The following is an 18,626-nucleotide window of genomic DNA, read 5'->3' as shown; positions in this document are numbered from 1 at the left end:
GTTCCCATTCCGAACACGGAAGTTAAGCTCTTCAGCGCCGATGGTACTGCATGGGAGACTATGTGGGAGAGTAGGTCGCCGCCGATCCTTCTTTTAAAGCCTCTGAACCATTCAAAATGGCTCAGAGGCTTTTCTTTTTTGCTATCCCGCTTTACTTTTCCTCGCGAATTGGATATCCAAAATATAAAGTGTTTTTTCCTGAACGCTGGAAACACCCCGCCTGACGTCACTCCCAACTGCCACAAAGTGACAAAAAATGAATGTCTCCATAGACATCGAACCGATCTGTAAAATCTGTAACTACTGAGGATGATGTCTCGATCATCTGCATCTGGCACCGCATGCTCCGTTTTGAATGTAACGGGCACTATTGGCATTGCACTAAGCTGTTTTTTGCCATGCTCATGGGTGGGAAGCGTTTCCGCCCACGCCACAACCTGGGTCGTCACCAGCTCCGCCGATTCAGGCTCGAACACGTTACGAAATACATTGACCTATGCTGGCCTTGCCGCTGGCGACATTGTGGCTATCGCCCCTGGCGTCAACCCTACCCTGACTGCGTATATAACCCTTTCAAAACCCAACCTCACGGTGCGGGGAACAAGTAGCTATTCCGTGGGTGCAGCGGTGCAGGCATTGGATCCTTCATCAGCAACACTCGCAAGCGATATAAATGCCATTGTCAACGCGGCGGGCAGTGCCTCCGGTCTGAACAGGCTCACCCAGGCAAAAGCGGGCGCCAACGGGCAAATCTTCCGAGGTGTTGACAACGCTGCCAGTGGACTCGTCCTGCAAAATCTTTATTTCGTCGTCCCGGGCGACAGCACCTACGCTTTCACGTCTCCCCACAATCTCGGAGGAATAGCTCTCTATTCCACAGCCACCACCGACAATCATTCCGCCATTATCAAAGAAGTCAGCAACAGTGTATTTGCCAACATCACCACGCAACTGGCGTCCAGGGAAATGGTCGGTCTGGCGCTTTCGGCCATGGTCTACGGTTCTTCCGGCTCTCCTACGGTGGATGCGGAAATAACATCAATCAAGGACTGTATTTTCAATAATATCGCGGGGACAGTCACCAATTCCTGGCTCGTCGGCAGCGTGATCAGCGCGCATTCCTCTTCGAAAGGAGCAACCGAAGGCAGCAACATTACCGCCACAATCGGGACCATTGAAAATAGCGTCTTCAACAACATCACCGCCAAGCTCACTTCCACGACCACCACCCAGTATCTTGCCGGCGGAGTGATCAGCGTGAATTCGGACTACCACGATGCACAGATCGGGACGATACGCGACACCACCTTCAACAACATCACCGCGATGACCAGCAACACGATAATGCTGGCCGGCGGGGCAGTGTATGCCGGTTTTTATGGAACGGGCACGCAAAGCGACATCCGTATCGATACGATAACGGATTCACACTTCACCAACTTCACCGTCGAGGGCGGCACAATCTATGGTGGGGCGGTGGCCGCGCACGCCAACTACGCCGCCAACGTCGGCGACAAACTTGTTATCGGCACCGTTCACAACACCGAGTTCGACCACATGAGGGTAACCGCCACCAAAGATCTATTCGGTGGAGCGGTGGCCGCCGCGGTGGCCACCAAGCCCACCAGCGTGGGCACCGCAACCATTAACACCGTGGATGCGTCGCGCTTTTCAAACAACACCGTGACCAGCAGTCAAGGCAACATTTACGGCGGCCTGGTGGCTGCACGCACGTACAACGGATCGGCCACGCTCGGCACCGTGAGCGATTCTTCCTTTTTCAACAACACTGTGAACGCAGTCAACATCTACGGCGGCATGCTGGCCGCGGTCAACGCCGCTAGTACCATTTCCAATGCCAAGGCAACCATCGCATCGGTGGCCGACACCACCTTCGAAAACAACAGCGCCGTCGCCACTGCCGGGATTTACGGCGGTTTGATCGGCGCATACAACGGTACCACGCCCGCCAATGCCGCTACCGGCTCCATCACCGACACCCGATTCAGCGGTATCACCGCCAATGCTCCGACGATTCGGGGCGGACTCATCTACAGTTCGGGGACGATCGGTACGCTCTCAGGCCTCAGTTTTGACAACATTGCCGTCAACAATGGCGTGGATACCGACGTACAGGGCAGTCTGGTCTACGCCGGCGGTTCCATCGACAGCCTGCGCGATATCGTCATCGACATTGCCGGTCTACCGAAAAGCACAGCCGCTGTCTATGCCACGGGAAATGTGACCATAGGCGGAACCCTGGAGTTGAAAAATTTCCTGACTGTCGCCGATCTGACGCCGGGTTCGCTGTCCCGGGCCAGCACACTGCCGCTCACCACCAACACCCAGACATTCACCGTGGTGGAGAGTGCCACGGGAACCATTGATGGCGACTTTACCATGGCTGGGGGCACCTATGCCTCGCCCTATGATTTCATCGTGGTGCGAAACGCCGTTACCGGCGGCAAGACGCCGAACAATAAGAAATACATCGCCTCCGGCACAGGGAGTCTCGACCTGGCCTGGACCGCCGGCGGCGACCAGGCAGGCACCGGAACCTTCACCATCGATGCCGGCTCGCCGGTGGACGACTTTAATGTGGATGTGGCGCTTGCCGACCAAAACGGAACTTTTGCCTCCGGCTGGGACGGAACCGGCCTGACCAAAAAAGGGGACGGCTCCCTGACGCTGTCAACCACCAACACCTACTCCGGCGGCACCATTGTTGCCGAGGGGATCCTGAACATCGGCCAGATTGCCTCGGTGAGCGCCGCCGAAAGCATGGACAACCTGGGCAGCGGGAGGGTGGCCCTACAAGGCGGATCCACCCTCAACGTCCGCACCCAAGGCGGCTATACCTTCAACAACGCCCTGACAGGAACAGGGCTGCTGGACGTGGACAACGGCGGCACGGCCAATATCTTTTCCTTTGCCGACACAGCCGGCAGCGCCTTTGGCGGCATCGTGTCCCTTGCCAACAACGCCTTTACCCTGGCAGGCGACAATACCGCCGCCCTCGCCAATGCCACCCTGCACCTCGGCACGGGCAATGTGACCAAGGTCGGCACCTTTACCACCTCCGAACCGGATCAAGGGATCGGCCAGCTGGAAATAGACGGCGGAAAACTGCTATTCAATGCCAGGATCGGCGACTACCAGGCTAAGGGCATCATCCGGACTTCATCTCTCGCTTTGGATGGGGGCGAGGTGGCCGTCACCTTGGCAAGCTTCAACAGACCGGATGTCACGGATATCGATGCCGTCAATCTGCTCGAACAGGATAACGGCGAGCACCTGACCCAACTGATCGCCGCCGATACCGTGGCTGGAACCGCCAGCAACATCAAGCTGGTCGATACCGTGACCCAAACCGAAATCATCACTGCGGACCCGACCCTTGTCCAAATCATCCAGGACGGGGACATAGTGGCCACGGGCATCTACGACGTGGGGCTGACAACCACCCAAGCCGGCTCGTCGGCGCCAAACGGCCTGTATGTCAACTATCTGCTGAAAGAACTGGAACTGCTCACCCACGGTGGCAACGCCCTGGTGCTTCGGCCGCAGGCAGGCGCCACGGGCTCGGACCGGGACCTTGAAGCCAGGCTCACCGGCAGCGGCGACCTTATCATCGCGGCCGGCTCAAGCGAGGTGACGCTCTCCAATGGCAATAACGACTATACCGGCAGGACCACCGTGCAGAGCGGCACCTTGCGCTTTCTCGTCGATAACGTGTTGGGCGACACCAGCGGACTGGCACTGGCGCAAGGCACCATTGTCGATATGGACGGCTACTCGCAAACCGTGGGGCTGTTGGAATCCCTGGGCAACGAAACATCGCTGCGCCTCGGATCCGGCACCTTGACCCTGCGCCAAGGCGGCCTGTTCAGTGGCACCGTCAGCGGCGACGGCGGCATGCTGACGCAACTTGACGGCACCCTGAGGCTTACCGGCAACAATACCTACACCGGCGGCACCACGGTGGCGGCGGGCACCCTGGAGGTGGGCGGCGGCACGGCGCTCGGAGCCGGCGATCTGTCCATGGGGACGGACACGACCTTGCGGGCCCTCACCCGGGACACCCGCTTGGCCAACACCATCCACCTGGCGGGAGCCGTAACCGTCGATACCCCCGACGACACCACCTTGCTGCTGAGCGGTGAAGTGAACGGCTCGGATACCCGGATCGTCAAGACCGGCTCCGGCCTGCTGGCACTCAGCGGACACCTCGCCGATGTCACGGGAGCGAACGTCGACAACGGGACTTTCGTGGTGGGCACCGGCGCTTCCGGGTCGACGCAGGTTCAGGGACCGGTGAACATTGCCGAAGGCGCGGTTCTTTCGGGAACGGGCAGTGTCGGCGACACGATCAATCATGGCGCGATTTTCGCCTACAACGCCCTTGACCCCTCCGCGCCGACCGGCAACCTGGCCTTGGGAGCACTGGCCAACCACGGCCTGTTGTACCTGGCGGGGAGCGCCCTGGGCAATACCTTCACAATACGGGGCGGCGTGACCGCCTTTTCCGGATCCCTGTTAACCATCAACAGTATCCTGGGAAGCGACAGCTCGCCAACCGACTCCTTGATTCTTGACGGCGGGGCAAGCTCCGGCACAACCCTGGTGGATGTCCGAGTGGTCGGCGATCAGGGTCGGCAGACCGGCGACGGGGTGCGCATTGTCGAAACCCGCAACGGGGCGACCACCGGCCCGGAGGACTTCGAACTGGCACATCCGGTCACCGCGGGCGCGTTCAACTATGTGCTGCGCCGTGGTGGATCGAACTCTCCCGACGACTGGTTTCTGAGCAAATACTGGGACGACACCCCTTACAACGTCGATTATCGCAAGGAAGTCTCGTTGCTGGTGGGCAGCCTCGCCGGATCGGCCATGGAATTCGGCCAGGCTGCGATCGGCACGTTGCAGCAACGAATGGGCGACCCGACGGCATTGCGCGAAGATACGGAACGTCATGTATGGGCCCGCTCCATCGCCCAGGGTGAATGGCGAGGCAGCAACGAGGGGATTTATGGGGAAAACGTGCAATGGGACAATACCGTGTCAGCGTTCCAGATGGGCTCGGACTTATGGGTACGAGCGGGCGGACACCATCGCACCAGCCTGGGACTGTTGTACACGGCGGGCCGAAGCGAGGCCGATGTCCGGCACACCGCGGTTTCGGGACTGGTGGCCGATGCCGGCGAAACCACCATGGACGCGCAAGGGGTGGGGCTGCATCTCACCCACCTGGACGCTTCCGGCGCCTATGCGGACCTTGTGACCCAGGCAACGCTCTATGACGCCAGAATCCATCCGGCGAACGACAAGGCATATTCGCAACGCGGCATCGGCGCGACCGCCTCGCTGGAATTGGGTTGGGCCTTTCTCTGGCCGACGACCAACATCAGCCTTGAGCCGCAACTCCAGGCCATTTATCAGTATATTGATTTCAACGACCTGATCCTCGCCCCTGGTCCCTGGCAAAATGCTCCCACAACGGTGCGCTTTGACGCCAGCAACACCCTGCACACGCGTGGCAGCCTGCGTCTTGCCAAGACATGGCAGCCGGATCCGGACCGCACCTTAAGATTGTGGGTCATGCCCGGTGTTTTGAAGGATTTCGGGGACGAAACCAACACCACGTTCATCTGGTCAGGCCAGCAAAGCACCCTGGCCAACAAACTGCGCGAGACCCTGGTGGGCGCCGAGGCCGGTTTCGAGGCCAGAATGGGCCATTCGATCCGATTCACCGCCAGCGCCGGGCACTACCAATCGACAGCGTCGGCGGACCGGACCGTGTTCGGCAATATCGGTATTTCCGTGGAGTTTTGACCCGCACCCGGTTGTTCCGGGGCGGGCTGGCGGGGCGGCAAGGACTCAATCGAGCGGGTCGAACTGGTCTTTTGAGGCGTAGCACATGGGGCACACCCATTCCTCGGGCAGGCCGGCGAACGCCACTTCCGGAGGGATCTCGTTCATGGGATCACCGGCGGCCGGGTCATAGATGTAGCCGCAGTTGACACATATGTACCGTTCTGGAGTCATGGCCATGGTCGTCCGGGAGAAGGATGCTGTTTCAGCCTCTTTTTTCCAAGGCCGTTGCGGTAATTATTCGCAGGTCAGACAGCAAAATACTTGGCTTGCGGATGATGGACCACAATCGCCGAGGTTGTCTGTTCCGGCACCATCTGCATGTTTTCAGTCAAGGAAATGCCGATCTCTTCGGGCCGCAGAAAAGAAAACAGGGGTTTGTGCGCCTCCAAATCCGGACAAGCCGGATAGCCGAATCCATAGCGGGATCCTTGGTAGTTCTGGATCACCGCCCCATGGACGCCCTGTGCCGCCGTACCGCCGATGCCCATTTCCCGGCGCATGACACCGTGCCAGTATTCGGCCAGGGCATCGGTCACCTCGACGCTGAAACCGTGGAGGAGGTGGTATTCGTGATAGGCGTTGGCACCGTAGAGCCGCCCGGTTTCCTCGCTCATCCTCGGCCCGATGGTCACGATGAAAAATCCCGCGACATCCCCTCCTTCCCGGGCCGATTTGAAATAGTCGGCAATGCAGAGATACGGAGCTTCTGCTTGCCTGGGGAACGAAAAGCGGTGCACCGCGTCATCGGCCTGCACAAGCACGGCCTCTCCTTCCGACCAGCAGGAAAAATAGCCGTAGCTGACCTTGGGTTGAATCCAGCCGCCGGCCAGCGATTTCCGCATCAATTCCTCATACAGGGGCCGGACCGTCTTCTGGATCAGCCCGGCGTATTCGCCTGACTCCATCTTGCCTCGCCGATATCCCCAGCGCCCCCGGAACAGGGCCTCGACGTTGATCAGGGGAAACAAGACCGCCGGATCGATGTCCGTAACGTATCGTTGCCCCAGAAACGGCGGCGTGGGCACGGAAACGGTTCTGTCGATTTCCGCCACCCTGATGCCCGGCTTCATGGCCTTGACCGAGGTGACGTCGTCGTATGCGGTCGAGACCAATTTCCCGGCCTCGAATTCCTGCACCGCCTTCAAACCGGCAAAGGCGTCGGCACAGTAGACCACCGGGCCGCTATACTCCGGCACGCAGGATTCGGCCACGAACTTGGGAGTCAGGGCGGCGCCGCCCAGCAGGATGGGCACGGTCAGCCCCGCCTCCTTGAACTGAGCCATGGATTCCTGCATGATCATGGCCGATTTCACCAACAGACCGCTGAGGCCGATCAGGTCGGCCCGGGTTTCCTTGGCCTTTTCGATGATGGTCTCGGCCGGCACCTTGATGCCGATGTTGTGGACCTTGTAGCCGTTGTTCGACAGGATGATGTCCACCAGGTTCTTGCCGATGTCGTGCACGTCGCCCTGCACCGTTGCCAGGAGAACGGTGGTGGCGGCATCGCCCTCGGATTTGTCCATGTACGGCTCCAGCAGGGTGACCGAGGCCTTCATCACCTCCGCGGACTGGAGGACAAAGGGCAGGAGAATCTCGCCCTTGCCGAACAGTTCGCCGACATGGCGCATGGCCGGAACCAAGATCTGGTTGATGATGTCGATCGGCGCGAACCGCTCCCGCAAGATGGCCAGCACATCCTCCAACTGCTCCTTGTCGCCGTCCATGACCATCTGAAACAGCAGCTCTTCCGGTTGGGCGCCGTCCCCCTGCCCTTCCTCGTCCGGCGTTTCCGTCCGGGCGGTGAAGTGGGCGATAAAACGCATCAGGGGCTCTTTCTCCCCCGGCACCTGCCGATCATGAAGCAAATCCAGACAAATATCCCGGTCTTCCGCCGAAATGCGCGCCAGCGGAATGACTTTGGCGGCATCGACAATCGCCGCGTCCAGTCCGGCCTTCACCGCCTCGTGCAGAAACACGGAATTCAACACCTTGCGGGCCTGGGGTGCCAGGCCGAAGGAAATGTTGCTGACTCCGAGCGCGGTCAGGCATCCCGGCAGCTCCGCCTTGATCCGGCGGATCGCCTCCATGGTCTGCACCGCCGCATCGCGCAGGCTCGCGTCGCCCGAGCCAACGGTGAAGGTCAGGCAGTCGAACAGCAGGTCCTGGGAACGCAGGCCGCATTCACCCACGGCAATGGCATGAATGGCCCGGGCGATCCGGACCTTTTCCTCCGCCGTCATGGCCATGCCCTTTTCGTCGATGGTCAGGGCCACCACCGCGGCGCCGTATTTCTTGGCCGCCCGGCAGATTCGGCGCAGATTGTCCCCTCCGTCCTCCAAATTGATGGAGTTGACGATCGCCCGTCCCGGATAGAGCCGCAAACAGGCCTCGATGCAGGCGGGCGTCGTCGAGTCGATCATCAAGGGGGCCTTGAGGGAGCCGGCGCAGAGCCGCACCAGAGCGGTCAGGTCGGACAGTTCGTCCCGGCCCGCATAGGCGGTGCAGAGATCGATGACATGCGCCCCCTTGGCCTCCTGTTCAAGGGCGATTTTCACGCAGGCCTGGTAATCGCCCGCCAACAGCAGTTCCCGGAACTTTTTCGACCCGTTGGCATTGGCCCGCTCACCGATCAACAACGGCGGGATCTCCTGTTGCAGTTCAACCGCCTGATACAGACTCGCAACCGATGGCTTCATGCGCGTACCTCCCGATGCGCCGGCTGCACGCCGGCAAGCGTGCGCACCAACTCGCGAATATGGGCCGGAGTGGTGCCGCAGCAGCCGCCGACCACGCTGACGCCGTATTCGGTGACGAACCGCTTCATTTCGCGGGCGTAGGTTTCCGGGCCGAGGGAATAGCAGGTCTTGCCGTTGACCACCTCCGGCAGGCCCTGGTTCGGCACGCACGAAATGCGGCCCGGCCAGTTGCGGCTTAAGTAGCGGACATGCGATTCCATGTCCAGGGGGCCGGTGGCGCAGTTCAGGCCGAAAGAAAAGAGCGGATAGGGCTCGAAGGTCACGGCGGCGGCGGCGATGTCGGTGCCGACCAGCATGGTGCCGGTTCGTTCGATGGTCACGGAGGCCAAGACCGGGATATCGCGCCCCATCGATTCCAGGGTGGCAAAGCAGGTGGTCATGGCGGTCTTGATCTGGAGCAGATCCTGGCAGGTTTCGATGATGAGCGCATCTACTCCGGCAACGGTCAGGGCGCGGATCTGTTCCTCGTAGGCCGCGGCTAGATCGTCCACCTCGATATGCCCAAGCGAGGGCAGCTTGGTGCCTGGTCCGATCGATCCGGCGACATAGACGCCGGGTTTGCCGCCAATGGCGGCACGGGCGTTTTCCACCCCGGCCCGGTTGAGGGCTTCCACCTTGTCGGCCAATCCATACTCTTCCAAAACGATCCGGTTGGCCCCGAAGGTGTTGGTTTCCAGCACCATGGCACCGGCCTCGACAAATCCGGCGTGCAGGGCGACGATGGTCGCAGGGGAGGTCAGGTTGAGCAACTCGTTGCACCCTTCCCTGCCTTCCCAGGCCGATGCCGGTATATCCATTTCCTGCAGATTGGTGCCGCAGGCGCCGTCAAGGATCAGCACCTCGTGGTCGTGTAGTCGCATTGTTCGATGCTCTCGTCTGGATTGGAAAAATGTCTGGCGGGGAGCGCCTGCCCCGGTGTTGCCGCCCGGCGCGCGAACCGGCACGAACGGCCCCGGTCCCCTGCCCGCCCACTGTAAGAATGACGCAGGGGATTCGCATCAAGTTTTTTGCATGGCAACGGTGGATTATCGCCCGGAGCGGCCATCGGCCCGGAGATTCCGGCCAGGTCTTCCTTGTCAAAAAGTGTTTTATTTTCTAGAGTAGGCTACTTTTTTCATCCCATGTATCCTCGTTTCCAAGGATTTGCCCATGACTCTATCGATCACCGCCGTGGTACTCGCCGCCGGCAAAGGCACCCGCATGAAATCGGCGCGCGCCAAGGTGCTGCACGAGGTGTATTTCCGGCCGATGCTGCACCACGTGCTCCTCACGGTCCAGGAAGCGGCCATCGACCGCTGCGCGGTCATTGTCGGCCACCAGCGGCAGGAAGTGTTGCGCGTGCTCGAACCGTTTACGGTCACCCCCGTCATCCAGGAGGAACAACTGGGAACCGGCCATGCCGTGCTCTGCGCCGAGCAGGCCTGCGCCGACACCGACCTGGTGATGATCCTCTGCGGCGATACCCCGCTCATCCAGGCGGCGACCCTGAGCGAGATGATCGCGGCCCACCAGGACAACCGGGCGGTGGTGACCCTCATGACCACCCTGCTCGACCAGCCTTTCGGCTACGGCCGCATCCTCAGCGACGCCCAGGGCACGGTCCAGGCCATTGTCGAGGAAAAGGACGCCACCGGAGAGCAGCGGCGCATCCGGGAAATCAACGCCGGCATCTATCTGGTGGACCGCTCGTTCCTGTTCGACGCCCTCCGCCGGGTCGGCACCGACAACAGCCAGGGCGAGGTCTACCTGACCGACATCATCGCCATCGCCCGCAGCCAGGGCTTGGCGGTCCATCGCTTTGTCCATCCCCGGGCCGTCGATGTCCTGGGCGTCAATTCCCGGGTCGAACTGGCGCAAGCCCACGCCACCCTGCAACAACGTCACAACCACGACCTGATGCTCGCCGGCGTGACCCTGTACGCCCCCGAAGCCGTGCTGGTGTCGCCGGATTGCGCCATCGGCCCGGATACCGTCATCGAGGGACCGACGCGCATCGACGGCGCCTCCGTCGTCGGCCGGGATTGCCGGATCGCCAGCGGTTGCGTTTTGCAGGCATGCACCCTGGGCGACGGAGTGACGGTGGGCGCCAACAGCGTGCTGGCCCACTGCACGATCGCCACGGGCGACACCATCGCCCCCCTGACCCATCGCCACGGATGACCCCTGTCCCGACACCGAACCACCTCTCCTTTTGTCAGGAGCTTTGCAAACCATGACCGATTTGAAGAAAATGTACTCCGCCCTGCTGGGCGACTCCTTTCCCATGGAGATGACCATCTCCTTTGGCGACCAAACCCTGGTCTACCGGAAAAAAACCTGGAAAATCCCCATGGCCGACGGCACGATCGATGAACGGGGGCTGCGCTACGGTGAAAACCCGGACCAGGAAGCGGCGCTCTACGAGTTGGTGAACGGCAATCTTGTGCTGGGCGCCTGCCAGTACATCGTGCCGGGCAACGGCCTGGTCAGTTCCATCCCGGTCGAGGATATGCTCCAGGTGGGCAAACATCCGGGCAAGATCAACCTTACCGATGTCGACAACGGCCTGAACATCATCAAATACCTGATCGATCGCCCGGCCGCGGTGATTCTCAAGCACAACAATCCCTGCGGGGCCGCCATCGGCGCCAGCGTGGCCGACGCCTACAACCGTGCCAACCGGTGCGACCGGATTGCCGCCTTCGGCGGAGCAGTGGTCACCAGCCGGCCGCTGGATCGGGCATGCGCCGAGTTGATGGCGGAAAATTACCTGGAAGTGGTGTGCGCCCCGGATTTCGAGGAAGGGGTGCTCGACATCCTGGCCCGCCGCAAAAACCTGCGGGTGATCCGCATGGCCGGCATCGCCCGACTGGCCGAGTTCGAACACTATCGTTTCGTGGATTTCAAATCGCTGATCGACGGCGGCATCATTGTTCAGCAGTCGGCGGTCAACACCATCCGCTCGGCCGCCGACCTCAAAGCCGCGACCACCACCTACAAGGGGGTCGAATATCGCTGCGAGCGCGCGCCCTCAACCCGCGAAATCGAGGACATGCTGTTTGGTTGGGCCATCGAGCACGGGGTGACCTCCAATTCGGTGATCTATGTCAAGGACGGCTGCACCACCGCCATCGGCGCGGGCGAGCAGGACCGGGTCGGGGTCGCCGAGATCGCGGTGCACAAGGCCTATGTCAAGTACGCCGATATCACCTGCTTCGACGCTCACCGCCTGCCCTATGCCGACCTGGTGGCCGAGATCGAACGCGGCCAACGGGACAGGGCCGACAAGGAGGCGATCGACGCCAAGGTCAGAGCCGACCGGGCCGGGCTCCCCGGTTCGGTAATGATTTCCGATGCCTTTTTCCCCTTCCGCGACGCCGCCGACGTCGGCATCCGCGAAGGAGTCACCGCCATCCTCCAGGCAGGCGGATCGATCCGCGATTTCGAATCGATCCAGGCCTGCAACGAGGCCGATCCCCAGGTGGCGATGATGTTTACCGGCCAACGCTCGTTCAAGCACTGAACGCCAGCCAGCAAAAAAAGAACCGGGAGCGATGACGCCATCGCTCCCGGTTCTTCTGACGCAGGGTTAGACCGTAACCCACCCGCCTTTCGCGGCCGACCGCAAACACGCCTCGCAGACCCGGACGGCGGCCACGCCCTCGGAAGCCGGTATCGGATTGGGCCGGCTGCCACGGAGAAACGCGAGCCAATCCCGCAAGAACGGCACGATGGTGCTGACCGGCTCGCCCATCTCCAGCGCCAGGCGCCCCTGCCCCCGGATCGACTCGCCCACATGATGGACCTGATCGGCATGGAGTTGGCCCTGGCTGCCGATGAACTCGAAACGGCCGCTGCGCGCCGGCCCGATCTTGGAACAGTCCACCGTGCCGATAACGCCGTTTGCCAGTTCCACCAGCGCAATCAGGTGATCTTCCAGCCGCTGGCTGTGCACACAGCGAATCCTGGCCATCACCCGCACGATCTCCTGGCCGGTGATCCAGCGCAGGGCATCGAAGACATGCACCGCCGAATGGAAGGTGACCCCGGCCCCGGCCGCCGCCGGCTCGTCCAACCAGGCAAGGGTCGCCGGTTCGAGCCGCTGGTTGGCGGTGAAGCCGTACAATTGGCCGATGTCCGCCAGCTGGCTGCGGAGGCGGTCGAGCACCCGGTTGTAGCGCAGGGTCTGGCCGACGGTCAGCCCCACCCGGTTGCGGGCGAACAAATCCTCGATCGCGAGGGCCTCGGCCACCGAAACCGCCATCGGTTTTTCCAGCAACAGCGGCTTTCGCGCCTCGGCGCAGGCTGCAGCCACCTGCAGGTTGAGCGTGGGCGGCAGGGCGGCGATGACGCAGTCGACCGCGGGATCGGCCACCAGCGCGCGCCAATCCGCATGCCAACGGCAGCCCCACTGGTCGGCCTGGTTCCGGCCCTCCTCGGAACGACGGCTGACGGCAACCAACTCCAGTCCCTCGACATCCTGCACGATATGGCGGGCATAGCGGCTGCCGTGCTTACCGGTACCGATAACCCCGACGCGCCATCGACCATTTGTTGGCTGCATGCACTCCTCCTCGCTTACGGGCTCGGACCAGGTCGTTACGTTTCCAGCCCAGGACAACAGGAACTCATGAGGCGGCGACACCGGCGATCGATCTCGGGCCGCGCCGCTCAACCCCTCATCCATTCTGCTCGCACAAGCCGGTCCATCCGGCGGGCAGGGCAGCCTGGTCGATGCCCATGGCCAGGGCAAAGGTCAACAGGGCGTCGGCCGAACAGTTGATCGAAGGCACGTGCTCGCCGGTGGCGACTTCCGCCGCCTCCAGGCGCAGATATCCCAGCAGGGCGGCGGCGGCAAGCAGACGGAATTCTTCGTATGAGCGACCGGTCTTGTGGCAAAAGCGGACCAAGCGGTACCAGTTGTGATTGGCCCGGCGAATCCCCCGGAACAACGAACGATTCCTGTTGGCGGGGTCGAGGTCGCGCAGGATGATTTCCTGGTAGCGGGCCAGGGCCGCCTCCTCGAGATGTCCGATTTCCTCGTCGGTCAGGCGCAGCCGCGGCCCCTCGTCATCTTCGCGGAGATAATACAGGCTGGAGTGCAGGGCGACCTCCGGAATTTCCCCCGAATGGCGGACCAGCAACTCCTCTTCCTCCAGCAGGGCGTCCCGCTCGCCGGCGATCACGATTCCTCCCGGTCGCTGGACGCGGTGTCGAGGAGATACAGTTCCCTGATGGCCTTGATCCGCTCGGGCAGGCCGGTGCAGTGGCGGTCGGTCTTGAGGTAGTGCAGGGCCGGGAACACGACCTTGCCCGTGATCGCGGCCACCATCTTTTCCAATCCCTGCCGCTGCTGCCCATCCATGGTGTCGAAGCGGCCCATGGTTTTTTCCACCTCGGCGCGGACCTGGTGTTCGACCATGGCGCGCAGTTGCACGATAGTCGGGGTCGACTCCATGTTGGCCAACCATTTGCCGAATTTCAGTTTCTCTTCGTCGATGATCCGCTGGGCCTTGACCGCTTCCTTGTCCCGTTCGGACTTGTTCATTTCGACCACATTATGGAGGTCGTCGATATCATAGAGGAAAACGTTGTCGAGATCGTTGATGGCCGGATCGAGGTCCCGGGGCACGGCAATATCGATGAAAAAGAGCGGCCGGTTCCGCCGGTCGCGCATCACCGGGCGCACGTCCTCCTTCTGCAGAATCAGGCCGGACGCCCCGGTCGAACTGATGATGATGTCGACCTGCTGCAGCTGATCGAGCAATTCCTCTAAGGAAACCGCCCGGCCGTTGTAGCAGCGGGCCAGGTTGACCGCCCGCTGGAGGGTCCGGTTGGCGACCACCACCTCGGCGACTCCCTGGCGCACCAGATGCTCGGCCGCCAGTTCCGCCATCTCACCGGCCCCGACCAGCAGAACCTTTTTGCCGGCCAGTTCGCCGAAAATCTTCCGGGCCAGTTCCACCGCGGCATAACTGATCGAAACCGCATGGGCTCCGATCCGGGTTTCCGTCCGCACCCGCTTGGCGACCGAAAACGATTTGTGCAGCAATTTATTGAGGATAAAACCGCTGCTTCCGACCTTGGTCGCGTGGCGATACGCCTCCTTCAACTGCCCCAGAATCTGGGCCTCGCCGACAATCATCGAATCCAGGCTGGCGGCCACCAGGAACAGGTGCTCCACTGCGTCGACATTGACATGACGGTACACGTACTGCTCCAGTTCGGAGGCGGTGATGGCCCGGCCGAACATCAAATCCAGCACCCGTTGCTGGGCCCGGTCCACGTCCCGGCAGGTGAACAGCACCTCCACCCGGTTGCAGGTGGAGAGGAGATAGTATTCCCGCAATTCCTCCAGCTGCCCCAAGGCCTGCAGAGGCTCATCGTAACCGGCGGAAAGGGCGAGTTTTTCCCTGACCGCCAGGGGCGTCGTCTTGTGGTTGACGCCCAGCAGGACGATGGCGTCACGAGACATAGGTATGGACTCCTTCCAGCAGGAAAGAAACACCCCAGAGGGTAAACAGGACCGACAGGAAGGCCACAATGCTGAGAATCGCCACCCGCCGCCCCCGCCAGCCGACGGTAAACCGCTGGTGCACGGTCGCGGCGTACAGGAACCAGGTGATCAACGACCAGGTTTCCTTGGGATCCCATTGCCAATAGGCTCCCCAGGCCTGTTTGGCCCAGAGCGAACCCGTGATCAGGCCAAGGGTGAACAGGGGAAATCCCATGCTCAGGCAGTGATGGTTCAGCTTATCGAGCGTCTCCAGGGAAGGCAGGCGCGAATAGAAGAGGCCAAAGCGCTTCTTCTTGATTTCGCGCTCCTGCAAGAGATACATGATGCTGCCGATGCAGGACAGGGCGAGAAATCCGTCGGCAAACAGGGTGATCGAGGCGTGGACAGGCAGCCACAGGGATTGCAGGGCCGGCGGCAGCGGCAGCATGCTGCGCGACGAAAAGGCCGCGATCAACATCAGCGCGAGCACGAGCAGACTGACAAAGGCACCGAGGTTCTTCACCGCATACCGCCAGCGAAACGACAGATAGCAGCACCCCAGGGACCACGCGAAAAACGAAATCGTTTCGTGGTGGCTGGTGATGGGGGTGTGACCGGTTTCGATGGCCCGGGCGACGAGGTTGGCGGAGTGTAGGCCGAAGGCGATCAGAAAAATCGCCCTGCCGGTCTGGCGCAGCGAATTTTTTTGGGTCAGGAAGAAGACCAGATAGGCGGCCGTGGCCAGCAGATAGACGACGACGCAGGTCTGAAAAAGCAGGAAACTCATGGATTCTCCTTGGTCAACGATTCCGGATCGAAGGAAATCGGGCGGCCGAGCACCTGCTCCGCATGCCGGCGGACATCGTCCCATTGCCGGTCCCGGAGCCAATCGACGATATCGTCGTGGAGAAGTTGCTGGAACAGCTCCCTGGTCCGTTCGGAATCGGGTTCCTCGGCCAGGATTTGTTCGCGAAGCAGGGCCGCAAGCGCCGTGAGCCAACCGTACTCTTCGCCAAGGAATCGGTCAAGCCGCCGTTTGACCATGGCGGCCACCGCGGGGCTTTTGCCGCCGGTGGCGACGCTGATCGCCAGATCGCCTCTACGAATGGTTGCCGGCACCTGGAAATCGCACAACTCCGGGGCATCGGCGACATTGACCAACAGACCGGCCGCCCGGGCATCGCGATGCACGGCGCGCTGCACCTCGGGGTTGTTCGTCGCCGCAAAAACCAGGAAGGCCCCGTTCAGTTCCTCTTGATCGTACGGCTTGCACGCCCATTCGATGGCGTGGCGATCGGCCAGGGCGGTCAAGTCCGGGGTCGCTGTCGGGCTGATCAGCCTGACCAGGCCGCCGGCCGCCAGAATCCCCCGAACCTTGCGCTCGGCGACCCGGCCTCCGCCGACAACCACGCACAATCGCTGACCAATATTGAGCGCAAGTGGGTACATTTCGATTCACCGGTTCCCTGCCGATTCAGTTGCCTCTTTCTGCCGCCGTCACCATGATCGTTGCCGCGATGGCGTTGGTCAATGGCGCGGCTGCAACCGGGTCAGGAGGATGACCTTGTCCTGCTCCAGACTCTTCAGCTTCCGCTGCGAAGCGGCGATGCGATATTCCTGCTCCGCCATTTTTAGGAAGGGTTCCAGGCTGCGGCGCTTGATATCATGGGCCAGATAAACCACTCCCCCGGGTTTGAGCGCCTTGCGGAGTATGCCCAGCAGCGGTTCGAAGAATTCTTCCCGGAACAGGATCTCGGCCCCGAGAATGATATCGTAGCGCTCCATCTCCGGTGGATTGAGCCAATCGAGCATCGAAAACCGCACGTTGGTCAAGTTGCTGGCCGCCGCGTTGATGCGCTCGAAATCAAGAATCATCTCCTCATAGTCGGAAAGGGTCACGGTATACCCCGCCGCCGCCGCGGTCAAGCCCGGAGCGCCCAAGCCGGCGCCAAGCTCGAGCACGCTGGTCTCCTGTTCGCAGGGCATGCCGGCGATGAACTCCGACAGAACGATGGCCGCTTCCCACAATTTGATCCAAAACGGGAAGGTGGACACATCCTTCAACGGGTCCTTGCCGTCAAGGATTTGCTCTAAATCGGTGAGTTTCAGCAGCTGCAGCTGGTGCTCCCTGATTCGAAGCGGTTCAAAAACCACTGAATAGCGGGCCTTGATCGCGTTGTACAACGCCCGCTCACTCTCCGGCAGGGTCTGTGGATCCATTTCCGTTCCTCTGCAAAACCGGGTTCGCGCCAGCCGGGACGATCCTGCCCGTGGACGCATAAAAAAAGAGCGGGCCGACACCATCGACCCGCTCTTCGTCTCTCAACTGCAAAACTTCAGGCGATCAGCAACCTTCCAGGGCTTTCTTGGCCTTGACGGTTACGGTGTCGCCGGCTTTTACATCAACCTTATCGCAAGTGACAGTCACTTTGTTGCCATCAACACTGTCAACCGTGCATTTAGCAGCGAAAACCGCACCTGCACTCAACACAAAAGCCGCAACCATCACTGCAACTCCAACCTTTTTCATGACGGACTCCTTATTTCATGTGGGATGTCAAAACAAAATAGCGCCTCTTTCCTGCCACGGAATCTAAAGAATACCGTTCTGGTTGTCAACAGCAAACCATCGCCCCGGCAGCGTTGGCTCGCGGTCACAGGACGGATTCGATATCCCGTTCAAGCAGGCCCCGGGCGGCGTAGCCCGGATATTTCTTCACCACTTGTCCGTTTTTATTGACCAGAAACGAGGTCGGCAGCGCCACCACATTGCCGAAATCGCGGGTTGTCGTCCTGTTGGCCATCAGGACCGGGTAGTTGATGTGAGCCTGGCGCACCAACCGCGCCACCACGTCGCTTCCGCCCTCGTCCACCGCCAGGGCGACCACGGAAAATCCCTGCTGCTGAAATTTAACCTGCAACTCTTTCAAGGTCGGAATTTCTTGCAGACACGGCGGGCACCAGGTGGCGAAAAAGGTGATCAGCATGGCTTTGCCCCGGTAATGTTCGCTGGCGACCATCGAGCCGTCGATAGCCGCTGGCAGCGAAAAGGCCGGCATGTCAACCCCACCCCGCGCTTGCGAGGTCCAGGCAAGCAGACACAGACCGAGGACCAGTGTTTTGATCGTTTTCATCGTCACAGCCTCAAAAAGGTGTAAAAACATTCAATTCCCGCGGCCATCGCCGGGAGCGCCCCGATTTTCCGCAACCGGGCTCCCCACCACCATCCGAATCCGCGGCAGGCGGCAGCGCGAACAATGTGCCGACTTTCACCGAATTGTGCCCCTCGCCGCCGGATTGACCGCATGCCTGCCTCTGGTTTGCGAGCGGCATACTTTTCCAGAACAACGGGGAGATTGTTCTCGTGGCATTCATCCTAGCAAGCGAAGCGCCATGGCGCAAGCCATGTCCGCCTTTTTCTTTCAACAAGCCGGCTCCATCGGTGAAAACCGTTGCGCCCTGACCGTGTTCCGGGTAGATAGTCCACGTATTGTTCGTCATGATCGCAAGTTCCTGTTGCC

Annotated in this window: 15 protein-coding genes and 1 rRNA gene; 4 read left to right on the top strand and 12 right to left on the bottom strand. The window is 61.2% G+C overall.

Annotation, left to right across the window (positions count from 1 at the left end):
* A 5S ribosomal RNA gene (gene rrf / locus RMR13_RS08515) occupies positions 1-87 on the top strand; the annotation flags it as partial.
* 222 nt (positions 88-309) lie between these two features.
* Complete coding sequence (locus RMR13_RS08510) at positions 310-5,832, top strand: autotransporter outer membrane beta-barrel domain-containing protein (RefSeq protein WP_310600211.1); 5,523 nt, start codon at positions 310-312, stop codon at positions 5,830-5,832.
* Positions 5,833-5,877: 45 nt separating this feature from the next.
* On the opposite strand, the gene RMR13_RS08505 is transcribed toward RMR13_RS08510, so the two are convergent.
* The 3 genes from RMR13_RS08505 to RMR13_RS08495 form a co-directional block, all read right to left on the bottom strand.
* On the bottom strand, positions 5,878-6,051 hold the full coding sequence (locus tag RMR13_RS08505) for a rubredoxin (RefSeq protein ID WP_310600210.1): 174 nt from the start codon (positions 6,049-6,051) through the stop codon (positions 5,878-5,880).
* A 68-nt stretch (positions 6,052-6,119) separates the two neighbouring features.
* Positions 6,120-8,570: a dihydropteroate synthase gene (locus tag RMR13_RS08500; protein ID WP_310600209.1), complete on the bottom strand. Its 2,451-nt coding sequence runs from the start codon at positions 8,568-8,570 to the stop codon at positions 6,120-6,122.
* Positions 8,567-9,490: a homocysteine S-methyltransferase family protein gene (locus RMR13_RS08495; protein ID WP_310600208.1), complete on the bottom strand. Its 924-nt coding sequence runs from the start codon at positions 9,488-9,490 to the stop codon at positions 8,567-8,569. The genes RMR13_RS08500 and RMR13_RS08495 overlap by 4 nt, the downstream gene beginning before the upstream one ends.
* A gap of 289 nt (positions 9,491-9,779) precedes the next feature.
* On the opposite strand from RMR13_RS08495, the gene RMR13_RS08490 reads away from it, so the two are divergent.
* On the top strand, positions 9,780-10,790 hold the full coding sequence (locus RMR13_RS08490) for an NTP transferase domain-containing protein (protein ID WP_310600207.1): 1,011 nt from the start codon (positions 9,780-9,782) through the stop codon (positions 10,788-10,790).
* Positions 10,791-10,842: 52 nt separating this feature from the next.
* Positions 10,843-12,132 (top strand): IMP cyclohydrolase, encoded by a 1,290-nt coding sequence (locus RMR13_RS08485; protein ID WP_310600206.1) that lies wholly within the window; start codon positions 10,843-10,845, stop codon positions 12,130-12,132.
* 66 nt (positions 12,133-12,198) lie between these two features.
* On the opposite strand, the gene RMR13_RS08480 is transcribed toward RMR13_RS08485, so the two are convergent.
* The 9 genes from RMR13_RS08480 to RMR13_RS08440 form a co-directional block, all read right to left on the bottom strand.
* Positions 12,199-13,173, bottom strand: coding sequence for a Gfo/Idh/MocA family oxidoreductase (locus tag RMR13_RS08480; protein ID WP_310600205.1), 975 nt, complete (start codon positions 13,171-13,173; stop codon positions 12,199-12,201).
* A 115-nt stretch (positions 13,174-13,288) separates the two neighbouring features.
* Positions 13,289-13,795 carry a hypothetical protein gene (locus RMR13_RS08475; protein ID WP_310600204.1) on the bottom strand — a complete coding sequence of 169 codons (507 nt, stop codon included), beginning with the start codon at positions 13,793-13,795 and terminating at the stop codon, positions 13,289-13,291.
* On the bottom strand, positions 13,792-15,084 hold the full coding sequence (gene hemA / locus RMR13_RS08470) for a glutamyl-tRNA reductase (protein WP_310600203.1): 1,293 nt from the start codon (positions 15,082-15,084) through the stop codon (positions 13,792-13,794). Before hemA ends, RMR13_RS08475 begins: the two co-directional genes overlap by 4 nt.
* Complete coding sequence (ccsB, locus tag RMR13_RS08465) at positions 15,074-15,892, bottom strand: c-type cytochrome biogenesis protein CcsB (RefSeq protein ID WP_310600202.1); 819 nt, start codon at positions 15,890-15,892, stop codon at positions 15,074-15,076. Before ccsB ends, hemA begins: the two co-directional genes overlap by 11 nt.
* Entirely contained in the window at positions 15,889-16,554 is a 666-nt protein-coding gene (locus RMR13_RS08460) for a bifunctional precorrin-2 dehydrogenase/sirohydrochlorin ferrochelatase (protein ID WP_310600201.1), read from the bottom strand. Before RMR13_RS08460 ends, ccsB begins: the two co-directional genes overlap by 4 nt.
* A gap of 78 nt (positions 16,555-16,632) precedes the next feature.
* On the bottom strand, positions 16,633-17,325 hold the full coding sequence (locus tag RMR13_RS08455) for a methyltransferase domain-containing protein (protein WP_310600200.1): 693 nt from the start codon (positions 17,323-17,325) through the stop codon (positions 16,633-16,635).
* Between the two features lie 124 nt (positions 17,326-17,449).
* Positions 17,450-17,635, bottom strand: a complete 186-nt coding sequence (gene extJ / locus RMR13_RS08450; RefSeq protein WP_084312596.1) for a selenite/tellurite reduction operon protein ExtJ — start codon at positions 17,633-17,635, stop codon at positions 17,450-17,452.
* 124 nt (positions 17,636-17,759) lie between these two features.
* A complete protein-coding gene (locus RMR13_RS08445) occupies positions 17,760-18,239 on the bottom strand; it encodes a TlpA disulfide reductase family protein (protein ID WP_310600199.1) in 480 nt (159 codons plus the stop codon).
* 10 nt (positions 18,240-18,249) lie between these two features.
* Positions 18,250-18,606, bottom strand: coding sequence for a hypothetical protein (locus RMR13_RS08440; RefSeq protein ID WP_310600198.1), 357 nt, complete (start codon positions 18,604-18,606; stop codon positions 18,250-18,252).
* Positions 18,607-18,626 lie beyond the last annotated feature (20 nt).

This window comes from Desulfobulbus sp. (genome assembly GCF_031547805.1).
Taxonomy (GTDB): Bacteria; Desulfobacterota; Desulfobulbia; order Desulfobulbales; family Desulfobulbaceae; genus Desulfobulbus.
The sequence above is the reverse complement of the archived record's forward strand: the minus strand, read 5'-3'. Positions and strand labels throughout refer to the sequence as shown.